The sequence below is a fragment of the Leucobacter sp. CX169 genome, from assembly GCF_017161405.1.
Classification (GTDB): domain Bacteria; phylum Actinomycetota; class Actinomycetes; order Actinomycetales; family Microbacteriaceae; genus Cx-87.
Map to the genome: position 1 here is coordinate 242,339 of NZ_CP071051.1, position 18,719 is coordinate 261,057.

At 70.5% G+C, this 18,719-nt stretch carries 16 protein-coding genes; 11 read left to right on the top strand and 5 right to left on the bottom strand.

What is annotated here, in order from left to right:
* Positions 1-120 precede the first annotated feature (120 nt).
* Genes JW030_RS01065 through JW030_RS01090 form a run of 6 tightly spaced genes read left to right on the top strand, consistent with a single transcriptional unit; the run spans position 121 to position 5,904 of the window.
* Positions 121-1,875, top strand: a complete 1,755-nt coding sequence (locus tag JW030_RS01065) for an AMP-binding protein (RefSeq protein ID WP_188046450.1) — start codon at positions 121-123, stop codon at positions 1,873-1,875.
* Positions 1,872-3,092, top strand: a complete 1,221-nt coding sequence (locus tag JW030_RS01070) for an MFS transporter (protein ID WP_206348606.1) — start codon at positions 1,872-1,874, stop codon at positions 3,090-3,092. Before JW030_RS01065 ends, JW030_RS01070 begins: the two co-directional genes overlap by 4 nt.
* 59 nt (positions 3,093-3,151) lie before the next feature.
* Positions 3,152-3,757, top strand: coding sequence for a helix-turn-helix domain-containing protein (locus JW030_RS01075; protein WP_188046449.1), 606 nt, complete (start codon positions 3,152-3,154; stop codon positions 3,755-3,757).
* Entirely contained in the window at positions 3,750-4,655 is a 906-nt protein-coding gene (locus tag JW030_RS01080; protein WP_241095492.1) for a DMT family transporter, read from the top strand. The genes JW030_RS01075 and JW030_RS01080 overlap by 8 nt, the downstream gene beginning before the upstream one ends.
* Positions 4,652-5,008, top strand: a complete 357-nt coding sequence (locus JW030_RS01085) for an antibiotic biosynthesis monooxygenase (protein ID WP_188046448.1) — start codon at positions 4,652-4,654, stop codon at positions 5,006-5,008. The genes JW030_RS01080 and JW030_RS01085 overlap by 4 nt, the downstream gene beginning before the upstream one ends.
* A gap of 2 nt (positions 5,009-5,010) precedes the next feature.
* On the top strand, positions 5,011-5,904 hold the full coding sequence (locus JW030_RS01090) for a dihydrodipicolinate synthase family protein (RefSeq protein WP_188046489.1): 894 nt from the start codon (positions 5,011-5,013) through the stop codon (positions 5,902-5,904).
* Here the strand turns inward: JW030_RS01090 and JW030_RS01095 are convergent.
* Positions 5,901-6,983, bottom strand: coding sequence for an o-succinylbenzoate synthase (locus tag JW030_RS01095; protein ID WP_188046447.1), 1,083 nt, complete (start codon positions 6,981-6,983; stop codon positions 5,901-5,903). The genes JW030_RS01090 and JW030_RS01095 overlap by 4 nt on opposite strands.
* A 10-nt stretch (positions 6,984-6,993) precedes the next feature.
* On the bottom strand, positions 6,994-9,909 hold the full coding sequence (locus JW030_RS01100) for an aminotransferase class I/II-fold pyridoxal phosphate-dependent enzyme (protein ID WP_188046446.1): 2,916 nt from the start codon (positions 9,907-9,909) through the stop codon (positions 6,994-6,996).
* Positions 9,910-10,066: 157 nt separating this feature from the next.
* Here JW030_RS01100 and JW030_RS01105 point away from each other — a divergent pair, with 157 nt between their 5' ends.
* Both JW030_RS01105 and JW030_RS01110 read left to right on the top strand, forming a co-directional pair.
* Entirely contained in the window at positions 10,067-10,975 is a 909-nt protein-coding gene (locus JW030_RS01105) for a 1,4-dihydroxy-2-naphthoyl-CoA synthase (protein ID WP_188046445.1), read from the top strand.
* A gap of 77 nt (positions 10,976-11,052) precedes the next feature.
* The gene (locus tag JW030_RS01110) at positions 11,053-12,249 is read left to right on the top strand and encodes an AMP-binding protein (protein WP_241095493.1); all 1,197 of its coding nucleotides are present in this window, start codon (positions 11,053-11,055) and stop codon (positions 12,247-12,249) included.
* A gap of 143 nt (positions 12,250-12,392) precedes the next feature.
* Here JW030_RS01110 and JW030_RS01115 read toward each other — a convergent pair whose 3' ends face one another.
* The 3 genes from JW030_RS01115 to JW030_RS01125 form a co-directional block, all read right to left on the bottom strand.
* Complete coding sequence (locus tag JW030_RS01115; protein WP_188046444.1) at positions 12,393-13,376, bottom strand: 1,4-dihydroxy-2-naphthoate polyprenyltransferase; 984 nt, start codon at positions 13,374-13,376, stop codon at positions 12,393-12,395.
* Between the two features lie 46 nt (positions 13,377-13,422).
* Positions 13,423-15,018: an MFS transporter gene (locus JW030_RS01120; RefSeq protein ID WP_188046443.1), complete on the bottom strand. Its 1,596-nt coding sequence runs from the start codon at positions 15,016-15,018 to the stop codon at positions 13,423-13,425.
* A 98-nt stretch (positions 15,019-15,116) separates the two neighbouring features.
* A complete protein-coding gene (locus JW030_RS01125) occupies positions 15,117-15,401 on the bottom strand; it encodes a DUF4229 domain-containing protein (RefSeq protein WP_188046442.1) in 285 nt (94 codons plus the stop codon).
* A 51-nt stretch (positions 15,402-15,452) separates the two neighbouring features.
* Between JW030_RS01125 and JW030_RS01130 the strand changes: the two genes are divergently transcribed.
* From JW030_RS01130 to JW030_RS01140, 3 genes are all read left to right on the top strand, one after another.
* Positions 15,453-15,872, top strand: coding sequence for a PLDc N-terminal domain-containing protein (locus JW030_RS01130; RefSeq protein WP_188046441.1), 420 nt, complete (start codon positions 15,453-15,455; stop codon positions 15,870-15,872).
* Complete coding sequence (gene menD / locus JW030_RS01135; protein ID WP_241095494.1) at positions 15,869-17,632, top strand: 2-succinyl-5-enolpyruvyl-6-hydroxy-3-cyclohexene-1-carboxylic-acid synthase; 1,764 nt, start codon at positions 15,869-15,871, stop codon at positions 17,630-17,632. The genes JW030_RS01130 and menD overlap by 4 nt, the downstream gene beginning before the upstream one ends.
* Positions 17,633-17,724: 92 nt before the next feature.
* Positions 17,725-18,615, top strand: coding sequence for a PPK2 family polyphosphate kinase (locus tag JW030_RS01140; protein ID WP_241095495.1), 891 nt, complete (start codon positions 17,725-17,727; stop codon positions 18,613-18,615).
* Positions 18,616-18,719 lie beyond the last annotated feature (104 nt).

Consider the following 18,719-nt stretch of genomic DNA (forward strand, 5'->3'; position numbering starts at 1 on the left):
GTTCTCGTGCAGTGTGTGCAGGTATTCCGAGCCCACTCTAGTTGCCCGGCCTCGGGGGCAAGCAAGCACTGGGGGGTGAATTGTCGCAGACGAGGGTGCCCAGTGCGAGAGAATAAAGTAATGTTCGCCACGCCTCAGAGCCCAGAACCCTCCGCCGCCGAGAGTGCGGGCACGACCGCATTCCGGGCGGCGCGCGACCACCTGTTGCACGCCGCGCAGGATCCGGCTGGCGCCCGAGAGGCGTTCGTCTGGCCCGACGTCGGCGCCGATTTCAACTGGGCGCACGACTGGTTTGACGTGCTCGCCCGCGGCAACCAGTCGATCGCATTGCGCATCATCGAGACGGACGGCGCCGAGGCCGCGTACAGCTTCGATCGGCTCCGCCGCCGCTCGGATCAGGTCGCGAACTGGCTGTTGGCCCTCGGGGTCGAGCGGGGCGACGTGTTGATGCTCATGCTGGGCAACCGGGTCGAGCTGTGGGAGATCATGCTCGCCGCATTCAAGATTGGGGCGATCGTGCTGCCGACGTCGGTCGTGCTCGCCACGGCCGAGCTCGCCGACCGCGTGGACCGGGCGCACGTGCGCTTCGTAATGGCCGCCCCGGAGGACGCGGCGAAGTTCAGCGAGGTCCCGGGCGACTACCGCGGCATCGCTGCGTGCGCCGTGGGCATGGCCCCAGAAGGCTGGGCCTGCTTCGCCGACTCCGAGACAGCCCCAGAGGCCCCGGTCGAGAAGACCACGCTGACCGACGACGCGGCCCTCATCTACTTCACCTCGGGCACCACCAGCCTGCCGAAGATCGTTGTGCACACGCATGCGAGCTACCCGGTGGGGCACCTGAGCACGATGTCCTGGATCGGCGTGCGGCCGGGCGACCTGCACCTCGTCATCAGCGCCCCCGGCTGGGGCAAGCATGCCTGGTCGAGCTTCTACGGGCCCTGGAACGCGGGCGCCACGATCTGTGTGGTCAATGCCGCCCGTTTTGATCCTGCGGAGCTCGTCGCGCAGCTGGACCGGGCCGGAGTATCGACTTTCTGCGCCCCGCCCACCGTGTGGCGCATGCTGATCCAGAGCGAACAGCACCGCCGCCCGCGGGCGCTGCGCGAGGTCGTCTCTGCCGGGGAGCCCCTGAACCCCGAGGTCATCGCCCGCATCAAGGAGTGGTGGGGGCTCGAGATTCGCGACGGCTACGGCCAGACCGAGACGACTGCCCTCATCGGGACGATGCCGGGCGACCCCGTCGTCCCCGGCGCGATGGGACGGCCGCTTCCGGGCAACCGCGTGGTGCTGCTTGATCCGTTGAGTGGCGCAGAGCGCGATGAGGGCGAGATCTGCCTGCCGCTCGCGGATCGGCCGCTCAACCTCATGGCCGGCTACTTCGAGAATGAGGTCGCGACCGAGCGCGCCTGCGCCGGCGGCTACTTCCACACGGGTGACGTCGCGACCCGTGCGGCAGACGGCACGCTCACCTTCGTCGGCCGCACCGACGACATCTTCAAATCGAGTGACTTCAAAGTCTCGCCGTTCGAAGTGGAGAGCGCGCTCATCGAGCACCCGGCTGTGGCCGAGGCGGCCGTCGTGGGGGCGCCCGACGACACCCGCCTGAACATCACGAAGGCGTACGTCGCGCTCGCCGCGGGTTGGGCCCCGGACGCGGAGACCGCGCGCGCCGTGCTCGCCCATGCCCGGGTCGCGCTGCCGCCGTACATGCGCGTGCGGCGCATTGAGTTCGCCGAGCTCCCCAAGACCACCTCGGGCAAGATCCGCCGCGTCGAGCTGCGCCGCCGCGAGGTGGACGCGCACGCCGCGAACCTTCGCCTCGAGGCGGAGTGGCGCGAGGAAGACTTCCCGAACCTGAAGGGCCCCACCTCGTGACCCAAGGGTTTTCCGGCAAGTTCCGACTGATCGTCGGCGCGTTCGGGATCCTGATGCTCGCCGCGAATCTGCGGACCGCGATCACCGCGGTGGGGCCGGTGCTCGGCGACATTCGGGAGGACCTCGGCCTGTCGAGCCTCGCCGCCTCGGGGCTCATCACCATCCCGCTGTTTGCGTTTGCCGTGTTCTCGCCGATCGCCCCGGTGATCGGGCGCCGGTTCGGGCTCGAGCGGACGCTCGCGGCAGGTGTGCTCGCGCTCGTCGCCGGAATTGTGCTGCGCTCATTGCCGGTGCCGGGCCTGCTCTGGGTCGGCACGATTCTGCTCGGTGCCGCGATCGCGACGCTGAACGTACTCATCCCCGCCCTGGTGCGCCGCGACTACCCGAACAACGTCGGGCAGCTCACCGGGATCTATCAGGTGGTGCAGACCGCGGCCGCCGCGCTCGCCTCGACCCTCGCGGTGCCGATCGCCGGGTCAGTCCCGGGCGGCTGGCGCACCTCTCTGGGTATCTGGGCGGGGCTCGCGGCGATCGCGTTTGTCGTGTTCTGGCCGTCGGTGCGTGGGGCCGGACCGGTCGTGGCTACCGGCCCTATCGGCATCCCGGGAGGTTCGCGCCCTCCGGTGTTCTCGCCGTGGCGCTCGGCCATCGCCTGGCAGGTCACGCTGTTCATGGGCGTGCAGTCTGTGTTCTTTTACACGGCGCTGACCTGGTTCCCGTCGATCGATGTGGCGAACGGGTTCACTCAGGCCGAGGCCGGGGTGCATCAGGGCGTCTTCCAGGCGTTCGGGATGCTCGGCAACGTGTTTGCCGCATTCATGCTGCAGCGGCCATGGCGCGACCAGCGCATCGCGCTGCTGGCGAGCGTCCCGTTCGGGGTGGTGAGTGTGCTCGGGCTCCTGCTCATGCCGAGCTGGAGCCTCGGCTGGAACGCGGTCGCCGGGCTCGGTGCCGGGTACACGATCGTCACGGCGCTCGCCCTGATCGGTCTGCGCTCGCGCGATCACCGCGAGGCGGCGAGGCTGTCGGGGATGGCGCAGTCCGCCGGGTACCTCATCGCGGGCATCATCCCGATGGTGCTCGGCGCGCTACACGACGCGACCGGCGGCTGGACGGTCGTCCTCGTCTCGCTGCTGGCGCTGCAGGTGGCGCAGGCCGTTTTCGGGCTGCTCGCCGCCCGCAACCGCTACTACTCGGGCGGACCCGCTCGCGACTGATCGCGGTGCTGAGCGCAGGCGGGCCTTGAATTGCACGATTCGTGCATTATGCTGCACTCATGGATGCACAGGCAGCGACGCTCGCCCGCACGATCGGCGTGCGCGTCAGAGCGGAGCGCACGCTTCGGGGCTGGACGCTCGATCAGCTGGCCGCTGCCGCCGGGGTGAGCCGCCGGATGGTCGTGAACGTCGAGCAGGGGACGGTGAACCCCAGCGTCGGAACCCTCCTGCGGCTGAGTGACGCGCTGGGCGTCGGGCTGCCAGCCCTGGTGGAGCCTCCCGCCTCTCGGGAGCCGCAGGTGACGCGCCGGGGCGACGGTGCAGTGCTCTGGTCCGGGGAGTCGGGCGGGACGGGAGTGCTCGTCGCGGGCACCGAGTCGCCCGACGTCGTCGAGCTCTGGGACTGGACGCTCGCCGCGGGGGAGCGGCACGCGAGTGAGGCCCACGCGGCGGGGACCCGCGAACTGCTCCACGTGCTCTCGGGCGCGATCCGGGTCGAGGCCGCTGGCGCCGTGTTCGAGCTCGGAGCGGGGGACTCGCTCTGCTTCCGCGGCGACGCGGACCACGCGTACGCGAACCCGCACCAGGATCCTGCCCGGTTCTCGCTCGCGGTGTACGAGCCCGGCGTCGGCGCGGGCCATCGCACAGAGGCCGCTGATGCGTAGGCCAGGGGTAGAGGTGCCTGCGTGGTCGATGGCGATCGTCGCGATGCTGTTGATCCAGGTGTCGAACGCGCTCTCGGTGGGCGTCATCGAGCACGTGGGGGCCGCCGGGACCGCCTGGCTGCGGATGTGTTTTGGGGCGGCGTTCCTCTGGCTGTTCGCGAGGCCGTCGTGGCAGACGATTCGCTCGCTGCGGCCGCGAGACGTGCCGGCACTGCTCGCGCTGGGGGCGGCCACGGGATTCATGACCACGTTCTTCCTTGCGGCGATCGAACGGATCCCGCTCGGCACCGCGGTGGCCATCGAGTTCCTGGGCCCGCTCACGGTGGCCGCCTTCGCAAGTACTCGTCGTTGGGGCTACGCCTGGCCTCTGCTCGCCTTCGCCGGCGTCGTGCTGTTGACGGAGCCGTGGCGCGGAAGAGTTGACCTGCTCGGCGTCGGATTTGCCCTGCTCGCGGGGGCATGCTGGGGCGTGTACAATGTCCTGACCCAGCGAATCGGCGACCGGTTCTCGGGCATCAGCGGGCTCGCGCTCACCATCCCGATCGCCGGGGTGTTCACCGCGGCGGTGGGGCTACCGCAGGTGCTCGGCGGGAGCGAGATCTGGTGGGCAGTACTGATGGCCGCCGGGATCGCCCTGATCACCCCAGCGCTCTCGTTCGGGCTCGAGATGCGGGCGCTGCGCCGCATGACCCACACCGCCTTCGGGACATTGCTCGCGGTGGAACCCGCGTTCGGGATCCTGATCGGCCTGCTGCTGCTGAGCCAGCAGCCAACGCCCGTGCAACTGCTCGGCATCGCCTTGGTCGTCACGGCCGGTGCCGCCGCGCAGTTCGGGGGAGCCCGCACTGCTGCACCAAATGCTCAAGTCCCTCCCCGATCTCCCCAGGAGTCCGCATGACCACGAAAATGAAGTTCAGCTCGACGTTCATCTTCGAGACGGGAGAGCTCACCGACGAGTTCCACCGCATCGACAGCGAGATCGCCCGGCGAGCGCGCACGATTCCCGGCTTCCTGGGCGAAGAAGCCTGGCATAACAGCGAGACGGGACTGCACTCCGAGGTCTACTACTGGAGCAGTATGGATGCCCTGCGGGAGCTCGTCGCCATGGACACCCACCAGCTCGCGAAGAGCCGGTACGGGGAGTGGCTGGGCGAGTACCGCGTCGTGATCGCGGAGGTGCAGTCCGTCTATGGCAACCCCGCGCTCGGCCTCGAGCACGTTCCGCAGCCGGCATCGCAGGATCAGCCGTGAGCCTGTTCACCGGCCTCAGTGCCTTCCCGCTCACCCCGCTTCGCGACGATGTCGTGGACGAAGCGGGGTTCGCGGGCCTCGTCGGGCGCCTCGCGGCAGCAGGCGTTGACTCGATCACGGCGCTCGGCTCGACCGGGTCGTACGCGTACCTGACGACGGCAGAGCGCGCCCGGGTCGCCCGCCTCGCCGTCGAGCACGCCGGTGCGACACCGGTGATCGTGGGCATCGGGGCACTGCGCACAGCGCACGTCCTCGAGAACCTGGCGCAGGCTGAGGCGGCCGGCGCCGCGGCCGTGCTGCTCGCGCCGATGACGTACCAGCCGCTCACGGCGGAAGACGTGTTCGCGCTGTTTCGCACGGTGACGGAGCGCACCGCGCTGCCCGTGGTGGTCTACGACAACCCGGGCACGACGCACTTCACCTTCACGCCGGAGCTGTACGCGCGCATCGCCGAGCTCCCCGGGATCGCCTCGATCAAGATCCCTGGGGTACCGACGGACCCGGCCGCGGCGCGCGAGCACGTGGCGAAGATCAGGGCGGTCGTCCCCGCGCACGTCACGATCGGTGTCTCGGGCGACGCCTCAGCGGTCAGGGGCCTCGCGGCCGGATGCGATGCCTGGTACTCCGTGATCGGGGGTACGCTGCCCGATACGGCGCTGGCGCTCACGCGGGCTGTTGCTGAGGGGCGGCACACGGACGCGGCGGCCGAGGATGCCCGGCTCGCGCCGCTCTGGAACCTGTTCGGCGAACTGGGAGGAAGCCTGCGCGTGGTCGCGGCCATCGCCGAGCACCTCGGGCTCGCCCCGAGCCGCTGCCTGCCGCTGCCGATCCAGGGGCTCTCGCGCGAAGAGCGCGTACGGGTGGCGGCGGTCGTGGACGAGCTGGGACTCGGCTAGCGACCTGCGACCTCGGCGCGGGCGTGATCCGCGCCGGGTCCCCCTGCCGCCTCGCCGCGCTCGGCGAGCACCGTCCAGCACCGCTCGATCCGGTCTCGCCACCACCGCTCGCGCTCGGCGCTCGCCGCATAACGGGTCAGCAGCCGCGGCTCGGCGCTCACCCGGCCGACCGGGATCGAGCCGTCCTCGGGCACGAGCGGGCGCGCCACGACGTCGCCGGCCAACAGCGCGACCGTGCCGAGCCCGCACGCGCCGTCGAGCACGCCCGCGGGGAGCGCCGCAGCGAGGCGGGCCCCCATGCTGATGCCGATCGAGGTGTCGAGCGCGCTGGAGACCACCACGGGCAGCCCGGCGTCCGCGATGATCTCGAGGGCGCGGCGAATGCCGCCGAGCGGTTGCGCCTTCACCACGAGCAGGTCGGCGGCGCCGGCCCGCGCGACGGCGAGCGGGTCGGCCGCGCGGCGCACGCTCTCGTCGGCGGCGATGCGCACCATGCCTTGATCCGGCCCCGCCGCGAGCCGGGAACGCACCTCAGCGAGGCCCGCGATGTCCGCGACCGGCTGTTCGGCGTAGTCGAGGCCGAACGGGGCGAGCGCTGCGAGCGCCGTCATCGCCTCGTCGATGCCCCAGCCGCCGTTTGCGTCGATGCGCACGCGTGCGTCGTCGCCCATCGCCTCACGCACCGCGCGCACGCGGGCGACGTCCTCGGCAAGGTTCTGGCCGGGCTCTGCGACCTTGACCTTCGCCGTCCGGCAGCCGGGGAAGCGGGACAGGATCCCGGCGACGTCCGCCGCCGGCACCGCTGGCACGGTGGCATTGACCTCGATGCGCGCGAGATGCGCAGCGGGCGGTTCAGACCACCCGTACTCGAGCGCCGCGGCCAACCAGGCGGCGGCCTCCGCGTCGTCGTACTCGGGGAACGGTGAGAACTCGGTCCACCCGAGGGGGCCCTCGATGATCGCGGCCTCGCGCACGCTCACTCCGCGAAAGCGGGTGCGGGTCGGGATCGCGACGACGCGGGTCGCCGCCAGAAGCTCGTCGATGGACGGCAATAGGGCGGATCCTGCGCGGGAGGTCATGCCCGAAAGGCTACCCCTCGCGCAGCACCCGATACCCGGCGGCGGCGTCGAAACCGTGAATCTCGCGGGTGTCGAGGACCGCCATGAAGTCGAGCACCTCGCGGCTCACGACCTGGCCCGGGACGAGGACGGGGAAGCCCGGGGGGTAGGGCGTGACGAAGCCTGCCGAGACCGGGCGCTCGCCCGCCTCGACCCGGCGGCGCAGCTCGGCGGGCGAAACGTACTCGACGCCCGTGCGGCGCTGACCCGCGTAGAACGCCGAGCGAATGTCGCCGTCCGGCAGGTCGCCCGTGCCCGCGTGACCGGGGGCGCGGAACCGCTCGGCGAACGCGCTGAAGTCGGGCAGCGGGGGCATGACGTCCGCGGGCTCCGCGGAGAAGCCTCCGCCGAGCGCCTCCTGGCTCGCACGGTGAGAGCCGAGCGGGGCGAGCCCGAGCGAGTCGCGGTCCTCCTCGAAGCGTTCGGCGAGCTTGACGAGCACCTCGATCAGGTAGGCGACCGCGCTGCGCGACGTGCCGATGTTCGTCATGAAGAGCACCGTGTTGCGGCTCGTCTTGTTCACCTGAATGCCGTAACGGTCCATCAGGTGCTCGTGCTTAAACGTGTCACCGTCGACCCCGGTGCGGCTGATCTCGATCGTGATGCGGCTGGGGTCGACCACGAACTCGTCGCGAGTCCAGGCCGCCCACATGGTCGCGAGGCCGTCGCGCAGCGGCATCGGACGGTTCGTCTCGCGGTACTCGGCAGGGATCAGCTCGTGCGCACTGAGCACGCGGAACGTGCGGCGCAGCAGGGGGTGGCGGGCGACGGCGCTCGCGAGGCTCGTCGCGAGGTCAAGCTGGCGCTGCACCAGTTCAAAGCCCTCGAGCTCGACCTGGCGCCGGCCGAGGTCGAGCGAGGCGAGGATCTGGTAGTTCGGCGAGGTCGACGTGTGCGTCATGTAAGCCTCGTGGAAGGACTCCTCGCTGTCGAGGCGCCAGTCCTGGTCGCGCACGTGGATCATCGACCCCTGGCGCAGCGCCGTCAGCGTCTTGTGCGTTGACTGCGTGGCGTAGACGCGTACCCGGGCGTTCGGGCTCGGCAGCAGGCGCTCGGCGAGCCAGGCCTCGTCGGCCGCGGGCTTCCCCGTCTTCGCGTCGAAGAGACGCGCGCGCTGCTCGGCGTACTCGGCGGCGTGCTCGGCGCTCTTGAGACGCTGCTCGAGCCGTTTCGCCGCCGCCATCGCGGTGCGGTGGCGGGTGACGGGGTGGAAGGCCGCGAACGCGAACCAGGCCTCGTCCCACAAGAAGACGAGGTCGGGCTTGATCGCGAGGCACTCCGCCATCACGCGCTCGGGGTCGTAGACGATGCCGTCGAAGGTGCAATTGGTGAGCGTCACCATGCGCACCTCGTCGAGGCGTCCGGCCGCGCGGTAGTCGAGCAGCAGCTGCTTGATTCGGTTGATGGGCACGGCGCCGTAGAACGCGTAGTCGTTGAGCGGGTACGCGTCGAGGTAGGCGACGCGGGCGCCCGAGAGCATCAGCGCGTGATGGTGCGACTTGTGACAGTTGCGGTCGACGATGACGACGTCGTCGGGGGCGACGAGCGCCTGATGCACGATCTTGTTCGCGGTCGAGGTGCCGTTGGTCACGAAGAAGGTCTGCTTCGAGCCGAACGCGCGGGCCGCGAGTTCCTGCGCCTTCTTGAGGGTGTGGACCGGGGCGAGCAGCGAGTCGAGGCCGCCCGAGGTGGCGCTCGTCTCGGCGAGCAGCAGATTGAGGCCGTAGAAGTCGACCATGTCGCGGATCCACTTGGAGCCGGCGACCGAGCCGCCGCGCGAGATCGGCAGGGCATGGAAGACGCCGGCCGGGCGGCGCGCGTGTTCCTGGATCGCGGTGAAGAAGGGGGTGTCGTAGAGGTGCGAGATGCGGCGCAGCAGCGAGAGGTGCAGCTCGAGGCGGTCCTCGCGGCGGAACACTCGGCGGAATCGGCGCGTGAGGGCACCCGCGAGGTCCTCGATGTGCGCGCCGGCGACGAGGTACAGGTCGAGCTCGGGGCGGATCCCTGCGAGCGTGTCGGCCAGGCGCATCACGCGCTGCACCGACGAGAGGGCAGTGGTCGAGCGCGCGTCCAGGCTCGTGTTCTCCGCGGCGGCGAGCGCCAGGGTCTCGCGCAGGTCGCGGCTGAGGGGTTGGCGGCTGCGGGTCGAGAAGCCGGGGCGGATCACGCAGGCCTGGATGTTCGGGTTCGTGAGCGCGGCGGCGAGCGCGTCCTCCGCGCTCGGCACGATCACGAGCTCGTAGATGAACTGGTCGCCGGGCGCGCGCATGCGCATCATCTCGGCCTTGAGAGCGTCGCGGTCGGTGGCGCTCATCTCGTCGACCACGAGCACCTCGAAGCGGTGCCGGCCGCCGCCGAGGTCTTCGGGAGTCTCGGGGTCGTCGGGCAGCTCGGTGGTGAGCTCGTCGCGGTCGATCGAGTCGAGCGAGCCCGCCCCGCGCATGCGCTGCATGACGGCACCGATGCGGTCGAGCGCAGTGAGGTACTCCTCGGCTTCGATGAGCTCGCCGATGGCGGCCACGTAGCGCTGACCGAACCCGGCCCAGTACATCTCGATGGTTTGGAGGGCGCGCAGCGACCGGCGGATCTCGCTCTGGCCGGCGTTGTCACGGGCGTCCGCGTCGCCGAGTGCGAGCAGCTTCACCGCATAGCGGAGGTACTCCCAGGCGTCGCTGCGCAGGCGCCAGGTGCTGGACGGCATGCCGGGATCGCGCTCGAGCACGTCAGCGCCGCGCTCGGCGGCGGCCGCGGAACGAGGGGACCGGGCGGCGTACGATTCCGGCGTCAATGCGGTCGGCTCGACAGGATCCTGCCCGCCGCCGGGGCGCACACCCGCCTGCTGGGCGCTCTCGCGTGCCGGCTTGCTCGCCGCGGTCTCGTTCAGCATGGGCAGTCCTCTTTCCGTCATTGGATCTCGCGGTCGACGCCGAGCGCGAGAAGAAGGTGTGCTGCCCAGACACAATTGCGATCGGCCCCAGCATACGGGCGAAGCATGCGCTTGGGGGCATGTGTCGCTGCGTGGCGCTCCCCGTAGGCTTAGGGGCATGACGCAGGTATCCGAACTCTTCGACCCGTCCGTCTGGCAGCCCGCTCCGGGATCTGCGGGCTACACGGACATCACGGCGCACCTCAGCCTCGACGGCCGGATCGCGCGGATCGCCTTCAACCGGCCCGAGGTGCGCAACGCCTTCCGGCCGCACACGGTCGACGAGCTGTACGACGCGCTCGAGCGGGCGCGTGTGAACTCGAAGGTCGGAGTGGTGCTGCTCACCGGGAACGGCCCGAGCCAGAAGGACGGCGGATGGGCGTTCTGCTCGGGCGGCGACCAGCGCATCCGGGGCCGCGACGGGTACCAGTACTCGGACTCGGACTCGGCGGAGGGCGTCGACCCCGCGCGCTCCGGCCGCCTACACATCCTTGAGGTGCAGCGCCTCATCCGGTTCATGCCGAAGGTCGTCATCGCGCTGGTGCCTGGCTGGGCGGCCGGCGGCGGGCACTCGCTGAACGTGGTGTGCGACCTGTCAATCGCTTCGCGTGAGGAGGCCCGGTTCAAACAGACCGATGCCGATGTCGGCTCGTTCGACGCGGGGTACGGCAGCGCCTACTTCGCGAAGCAGATTGGGCAGAAGAACGCCCGCGAGATCTTCTTCCTCGCCCGCGAGTACTCTGCGCAGCGCGCGTACGAGATGGGCGCGGTGAACGCGGTCGTGCCGCACGCCGAGCTCGAGGCCACCGGCATCGAGTGGGCCCGCGAGATCCTCGGGAAGTCGCCCACCGCGATCCGCATGCTGAAGTACGCGTTCAACGCGGTGGACGACGGGCTTGTCGGGCAGCAGCTGTTCGCGGGGGAGGCGACGCGGCTCGCGTACGGCACCGACGAGGCCGTCGAGGGGCGCGACTCGTTCCTCGAGAAGCGCGACCCCGACTGGTCGCCGTTCCCGTACCACTACTAGCGCGCGGCGGGGGCGACCCGACCCGCCGCCAGAGCGGTTCCTGCCAGCACCCCGCGCTTCGCGGCTAGCCTGGAGGGGTGAACGAGCAAATGCCCCTGCGGGCAGTTTCTGTTGATGACCGTCCGGGCCTCCTGTGTGCGTTGCGGGAGGCACTCGCGGGCGGCACCCCCGTTCTCCCGGTCGCGGCCGGGCAGGATCCCGCCGCTGCGCTCGCCGCCGCCTGCGGGCCCGACGGCGCGGTTCCGCCCGGAACAGCGCTGGTTATCCGGACCTCGGGATCGAGCGGCGTGCCGAAGTCGGTGGCGCTCTCGGCCGCCGCCTTGCTCGCGAGTGCCGAGGCCACGCACGAGCGGCTCGGCGGGGTGGGGCAGTGGCTCGTCTCGCTGCCCACTCACCTCATCTCCGGGGTGCAAATGCTGGTGCGCGGCATCGTCGCGGGCGCCGATCCCGTGTACCTCGACGGCGGCTTTGATCCCGCAGCCTTTTTCGCCGTGGCCACTCAGCTGACGCACGAGCGCCGTTACGTGTCGCTCGTGCCCGTGCAACTGAGTCGGTTGCTCGACTTCGCCGAATCTGCACCGAGCGAGGCCGAGCGCGAGGCGCTCATGTCGACCCTCTGCCGCTTTGATGCTGTCCTCGTTGGTGGCCAGGCCACGCCGCTCGCGCTGCGCAGTCGCGCGCACCGCTACGGCATTGCGCTCCGCCGCAGCTACGGCATGACCGAGACGGCCGGCGGATGTGTCTACGACGGCGTCGAGATCGGCGACACGCTCGTCCGCGTCCGCGGCGGCGAGGTGCAGCTGGCGGGGCCGACGCTCGCCCTCGCGTACCTCGGCGACCAGGCGCGCACCGCCGAGGCGTTTGTCTATGACGGGGGAGTGCGGTGGTACCGCACGGGCGACGCGGGCGAGCTGCTCGGCGGCATGCTCACGGTGACCGGGCGGCTCGATCGGGTGATCATCTCGGGCGGCATGAACGTCTCGCTCGACGAGGTTGAGCGCGTCGCGGGCGAGCAGCCGGGCTGGGCCGGCGCCGTGGCCGTGGGGGTCGCCGACCCGGAGTGGGGCGAGCGGCCGGTGCTCGTGCGCGCCGAGGGGGCATCGGTTGAGGGGTTCGAAGAGCCCGCGCCGTTTCCCGAGGTGCGCGAGGCGGTGCGCCGGGCGCTCGGCGTCGCGGCGGCGCCGGAGCGCGAGGTCGTGCTCGACGATCTCCCGCAGCTTGCGGGTGGCAAGCCCGATCGCGCGGCGATCCGCGAGCACGTGGCCCGGGGCTAGACCTCCGCGGCTCACGCCGCTCACACCGCTTCCGCCGCCGCTTCCGCTCTCGCCGGTACCGCCGTCATCGCCGAGAATGCACCCCGCCGGCAGGGTATTTCACTCGAACACCCTGTCGGCGGGGTGCATATTCTGTGCGCGGACTAGAACCCGACGCCGGCGCCGAGCGCGATGCCGTACGCGAGGCCCGTGAAGCTCGTGAGCTTGAGGACCAGGATCAGTTCACGGGGCGTCTTCGCCATCACCATGATCACGCAGGCGGGCAACGCGAGCGCGAGCACCAGCCACCCGAGCACGAGGCCCGGGTAGAACAGCCCGAACACCGCGAAGAACCCGAACGGCACGATCATGCAGACGCAGTAGAGCACGCGCGAGGCGCGGTCGCCGATGAGCACCGCGAGCGTGCGCTTGCCCGCGAGGCGATCGGTCGGGATGTCCCGGACGTTGTTCGAAATCAGCGTCGCCACGGCGAACAGGCCGATGCCGATGCCCGCGAACCAGGCCTCCTGCGGCACGATGTCGCTCTGCAACCAGACGGTGCCGACGGTCGCGACGAGGCCGAAGAAGATGAAGACGAAGAGCTCACCGAGGCCGAGGTAGCCGTAGGGGCGCTTGCCGCCCGTGTAGAACCAGGCGGCGATGATCGCCACCGCGCCGATCGCGAGGAACCACCAGCGCTCGCTGATCAGCACCGCGGCGAGTCCCGCGACGGCCGCGAGCCCGAAGAACACCAGCGCGGTGACGAGGACTCGGCGAGGCGGCACGAGGCCGGACGCGGTGAGCCGGGCCGGCCCGACCCGGTGCTCGTCGGTTCCGCGGATCCCGTCGGAGTAGTCGTTCGAGTAGTTCACGCCAATCTGCAGCAGGACCGCGACGGCGAGGGCCAGCAGGGTGAGGGGGAGTGAGAACGAACGCATGGACAGTGCGATGCCGGCCGCGGCCGCGATCGGCGCGAGCGCGAGGGGGAGCGTGCGAAGCCGCGCCGCCCCGACCCAGTCGCGCCAGGTGATGCGGGCGGACTCCCCGAGCTCCACGCGGTGGTCGGCGGCCGCGCGACGTGCCGGGTTGCCGGATCGCCGCGGGTCCTTGCGCTGGTGGGTGTGCCCGCCATCCTGCCGAGTGCTCACGCGTCGTCCCTCCGTCGTGCGCGAGACCGGGTACCGCGCAATCCCTCTATTCTGCCGTGCTTCTGGCGCGCATGCGTCGATCGCGCTGGCCGCGAGCGACCTGCGCCGGTGTCCGCAGCGCGATCAGCGTGAGCACGGCGGACAGCGCGACGACGATCGCGCCGATGGTTGACGTGAGCGTCACGCCGCTCGCGAAGGCGTGGTTGGCGGCCACCATGAGCTCGTCGGCGAGGCCCGCCGGCAGGTTGGTCGCCACGTTCACCGCGCCGCCGAGCGTCTCGCCCGCGAGCGCCTGCTGTTCGGCGCTGAGCCCGGCGGGTAGCTCGATTGCGCCGCGGTATGAGGCGGTGATGATGCTGCCGAGCACGGCAGTGCCGAGCACCGCGCCCACCTCGTAGGCGGTCTCGGAGATGGCCGAGGCCGACCCCGCGCGGGCCGCGGGCACCGCCGAGATGATGGCGTCGTTCGACAGGGTCTCGGCTGCGCCGATGCCGATGGCCATGACGAAGAAGGCGACGGCGATGCTGAGCGCGCTCGCGCGATCGCCGACGAGCGTCAAGATCAGGTAGCCGAGGCTCGAGAGCACGAGGCCGCTCGCCATGACGCGGTTCACGGGGATCCGGCGAACTATGCGGACCGCCGCGAGCCCCGCGAGGACCATCACGACGGTGCCGGGAAGCAGGACGAGGCCGGCGATGAGTGGGCGGATGCCGAGCGCGAGCTGCAGGTACTGCGAGGCGAAGTACAGGAAGCCCGTGAGCGAGAACACGGCGAGCAGGTTCGCGGCGACCGACCCCGCGAACGGGGCGTTCGTGAAGAGGCGCAAATCGAGCAGCGGGTGCTCGCGCGTCAGCTGCCGGCGTGCGAACCAGAGGCCGGCGATGATGCTGATGGCGGCCGAGATGAACACGGTCGGCGTGAAGCCGTGGCTGCCGATCGTCTTGATCGCGAGCACGGCCGGGCCGAGCGCCGCGATCGACAGGAACATGTCGGGGAACGAGATCGGACCGGGGTTCGGGTCGCGAGACTCGGGCACGAAGATCGGCATCAGGATCAGCATCGGCACGAGCACCGGGATCGCGAGCAGGAACACCGAGTGCCAGTGGAACGACTCGAGCAGTACGCCGCCGAGCACGGGGCCGAGCGCGGCGCCCGATGAGAAGCCGCCGGCGAAGATCGCGAGGGCGGTGCGGCGCTCATTCCGGTCGGTGAATAGGTTGCGGATGAGCGAGAGCACGGCGGGCATGAGCATCGCGCCGAAGACGCCGAGCAGCGCACGCACGGCGATCAGACCGGCGGCAGACTCAACGAAGATCACCGAAACCGAGACCGCGGTGAAGCCAATGCCGCCCAGCAGGAGGAGGCGACGGCGCCCGAAGCGGTCGCTCAGGCTGCCCATCGTGACGAGCAGGCCAGCGAGCACGAGCGGGTAGGCGTCGACGATCCACAAGAGCATCGTGCCGTCTGCCCCGAAGTCAAGCGAGATCTGGGGCAGGGCGAAGCCGAGCACCGTGTTGTCGATCGCGATCAGCAGTACCGGCAGCATGAGCACGGCCAGCGCCATCCATCGTCGCCAGGCGGGGCCGGGAACGAGGAGGGGCTGGGTGAGGGGGGCGGACTGCGTGGGTGCCGAGGCAGACATGATGAGTTTCCGGGTCAGTGAGGTCGCCGGATTCCCGGCAATTGTTTTACTGTACCGGCTGGACGGTTAAGTACGCAAGGGGCCCGCGGGTCGGGTAGCTACTGCTGCGAGGCCTCGGGGCGGGCAGGATCCACGCCGTCGATGGCGGCGTCCTCGGCAATGTCGTCCGCCGTGCGGTCCCGATTGCGCCACGCGTAGATGCTCTCGGAAGCCGCCGAACGCTGCTTGTGCAGCACCAACACCGAGAGCGCAACCGCGATCAGCGTGGCGACGAGCAGCGCGAGCCACCAAGCCCAGCCGATTGCGTACAGGACGCCAAAGGGCACCGCGAAAAAGGCGATGCGGAGCAGGGAGTAGGTCAGCCAAGCGGAGCGGGAGTTCACGAGCACCATTCTACCGAGGGGACGCTGAGCCTTCCCGGGTAGCATGGGGCCATGGTGAGGTTCGGAATTATCGGCATTGTGGTGGGCGTCGCTTTTACGCTCTACGCGCTCGTGGACGCGGCGATGAGCGACGGCTCCCGGGCCCGCGGTGTCTCCAAGCCAATCTGGGTGGTGCTCATCGTGGTGCTGCCCGTGATCGGCGGCGTGCTCTGGTTCCTGATCGGCAAGGCCCGCGGCGATGCACCCAGCTCGTCCGCGCCCGACGACGACCCGCGGTTCACGGGCCGTTCCGGGTCGCAGCGCGAGGTTGACGCCCGCCTGAAGGACCTCGAAGCGCAGCTCAAAGCACTCGATGACGAGGTGTACCCCGGCGAGGTCGCTCCCGGAGATGCGGCCCCGGGGGACGGCCCGCGTCCCACTGGCCCCGATGCCGGGCCGATTGATCCGAACCGCGACCCGAACCACTCGTGAGTGTTGGCTCGTCCGCAGCTCCCGCGTCACTGTTCGCCGCGGGACTGCTTGCGGAGCTGATCCAACGGGGCCTTCGCGACGTCGTGGTGTGCCCCGGATCTCGCTCGCAGGCGCTCGCGTTTGCGGCCGCCGAGGCTGAGGCGCTCGGCGCCATTCGCCTGCACGTGCGCATTGACGAGCGCAGCGCCGCGTTTTTGGCTCTCGGGCTCGCAAAGGAATCGGGAGTTCCCGCAGCGGTCGTCGTGACGAGCGGCACCGCCGTCGCCAACCTCATTCCCGCGGCCGCCGAGGCGCACCACTCGCGCGTCCCGATGCTGCTGCTCACGGCCGATCGGCCGGCGGACATGCGCGGCATCCGCAGCAATCAAACCACGGTGCAGGCCGGGCTGATCTCCGCGTATACCCGGCTCGAGCGTGACGTCGCTCCGCCCGAGGACGCCGGCTCGGCCGACGCTGCCTCGACCGACCCCGCCTCGGCGGGCGCGGCACTCGCCGCGGAGGCGTTCCTGGCCGCCACGGGCCGGACCGGGCCAGCGCCCGGCCCCGTCCACCTGAACCTCGCGTTCCGCGAACCCCTGTCCGGCGGCCACGGGCTGGTCCAGGCCGCGCTTGACGCGGCCGGGCACGGTCCCGCTGCCGGGGTGCGTGCCGCGGCGCCCACCGACGAGGGCGATATCTACACGCACGACGGGGACTCGCTCGCCGTCGTCGTTGCGGGCGCTGGGGCCGGCGACGAGGCCGAGGCCTTCGCCCATGCTGCCGGGCTCCCCCTGCTCGCCGAGGTGGTCAGCGGCGCGCGCTTCGGGCGCGAGGCCATCGCGAACGCCGCGCGGCTCGCGGGCGACGAAAACCTGGGCGGGCTGGTTGAGCGCGCCATCGTCTTTGGCCACCCGACGCTGAGCCGACAGCTCCCCGCTCTGCTCGTCCGCGACGACGTCGAGACGATCGTGGTGGATCCTGCGGGGGAGGGCATCGAACGGTACAACCCCGGCCGCTCCGCGCGCATCGTGCGTGCCGCACGCGTGGGTGAAGCGCACGATCCGAGCGCGATGCGCCGCTGGCTCGGGGCGTGGGTCTTGCGAGATCGCGAGCTTCAGGCCGAGCAGTCGACCGTGCACGCGCCCGACCTCGAGGCGGCGCGTGCGACCGGGTACAAGGAACGCAACGCCTACGCGCGCGCCGAGGTGGCCGCGATGCGCGAGCCCGTCACGCGCGAGCTGCTGGCCGAGACGATCTGGCGGGGGACGTGGCCGCACGACCGCCTGGTGCTTGCCGCGTCGCGGCTCGTGCGCGTGCTCGACGGGATCGCCGCGCCGCGGAAGGTCCGGGTGCACGCAAATCGCGGCCTCGCCGGGATCGACGGCACGATCGCGACCGGGCTCGGCATCGCCATCGCCAGCCAGTCCAGCGAACTGCCCAGCCAGGCTGCTGGTGTCACCCGCGTGCTCATCGGTGACCTCGCTCTGCTGCACGACGCGGGCTCGCTCATGCTGACCGAGGGCGAGCCGCGGCCGCGCATCCAGATCTTCGTCGGCAACGACGGCGGCGGCGGAATTTTCTCGGGGCTTGAGGCCGGGCAGAGTGCCGACCGTGCGGCGTTCGATCGCGTGATGTTCACCCCACAGCATGTGAACATCGAGCAGCTCGCCGCCGCCTACGGCTGGGAGTACGCGCGCGTCGAGTCGCGATCCGAGCTCGAACGAGCGTTCACGGTGCCGGTCGCTGGCCCGTGCATTGTCGAAATTCCGCTGACGCGCTAGACCGGGCGGCGTGCGCCCCGATTAGCATGGGGGCAATCCGCCTCGCACTGCGTGCGGCGCACAACCACGATTCGCCGTCAAGGGAGACGCCCGTGAGCACCGATTTCTGGAACGCCCCGCTCGGCCCCCTCCTGCGCGTCGACGCCGAGACCCGCCTCGCCGAGGTCGACTCAGCGGGAACACCAGGGACGACGGCCAAGAAGGCCGAGGCGGTCCAGGAACTATCGCGAGCTGGCGACGAGCTCAATGCGCTACAGGAACGGATGTACGCCGCGAGCCAGCTCGGCTCGCCCGATCGCGTGCTGCTCGTGCTGCAGGCGATGGACGCCGCGGGCAAGGGCGGCATCGTGAACCACGTGATCGGCCGGATCGAGCCGTACGGCGTGCAGATCGCCGCCTTCAAGAAGCCCACCCCTGAGGAGCGCGCGCACGACTTTCTCTGGCGCATCGAGCCTCGCGTGCCAGGCCCAGGCGTGATCGGGGTCTTCGACCGCTCGCACTACGAGGACGTCCTCATCCAGCGCGTGCGCGAGATGGCGCCGGCGCAGGAGATCGAGCGCCGCTACGGCGCGATCGTCGACTTCGAACGGCGCCTGGCCGTCCAGGGAACCCGAGTTGTGAAAGTCATGCTCCACGTCAGCCCCGAGGCGCAGGCGAAGCGGCTGCTTGAGCGGCTCGACACTCCTGAGAAGCGGTGGAAGTATGAGCGAGGCGACGTGACTGAGCGGGTGCTCTGGCCCGCCTATATGTCCGCATTCGAGACGGTGTTCGCGCGCACGAGCACCGATGGCGCGCCGTGGCACGTCGTGCCCGGCGACAACAAGTGGTACGCCAGGGTGGCGGTGCAGCGGTTGCTCATCGAGGCGCTTGAGGCCATCGGCCCGGAATGGCCGGAGCCAGACTTCGACGTCGCCGCCGAGCGCGCGCGCGTCGAGGCGACGCTGGGCCTGCGCTACCCCGACAGCCACGAAAAGGCGATGTAACGACTCGCTGGGTTTTCTTGTCGGCACACCCAACGGGGCTGCAGGGAAAAGTTCTTCGCGCAAGCTCCTGATGCAAGCCCTTGCTCGCGATCGTGATCATTTCG

Coding starts and splice junctions, on each gene's coding strand:
- JW030_RS01065 (WP_188046450.1), top strand. CDS start 121: ATGTTCGCCACGCCTCAGAGCCCAGAACCCTCCGCCGCCGAGAGTGCG.
- JW030_RS01075 (WP_188046449.1), top strand. CDS start 3,152: ATGGATGCACAGGCAGCGACGCTCGCCCGCACGATCGGCGTGCGCGTC.
- JW030_RS01080 (WP_241095492.1), top strand. CDS start 3,750: ATGCGTAGGCCAGGGGTAGAGGTGCCTGCGTGGTCGATGGCGATCGTC.
- JW030_RS01085 (WP_188046448.1), top strand. CDS start 4,652: ATGACCACGAAAATGAAGTTCAGCTCGACGTTCATCTTCGAGACGGGA.
- JW030_RS01095 (WP_188046447.1), bottom strand. CDS start 6,983: ATGACCTCCCGCGCAGGATCCGCCCTATTGCCGTCCATCGACGAGCTT.
- JW030_RS01100 (WP_188046446.1), bottom strand. CDS start 9,909: ATGCTGAACGAGACCGCGGCGAGCAAGCCGGCACGCGAGAGCGCCCAG.
- JW030_RS01105 (WP_188046445.1), top strand. CDS start 10,067: ATGACGCAGGTATCCGAACTCTTCGACCCGTCCGTCTGGCAGCCCGCT.
- JW030_RS01120 (WP_188046443.1), bottom strand. CDS start 15,018: ATGTCTGCCTCGGCACCCACGCAGTCCGCCCCCCTCACCCAGCCCCTC.
- JW030_RS01130 (WP_188046441.1), top strand. CDS start 15,453: ATGGTGAGGTTCGGAATTATCGGCATTGTGGTGGGCGTCGCTTTTACG.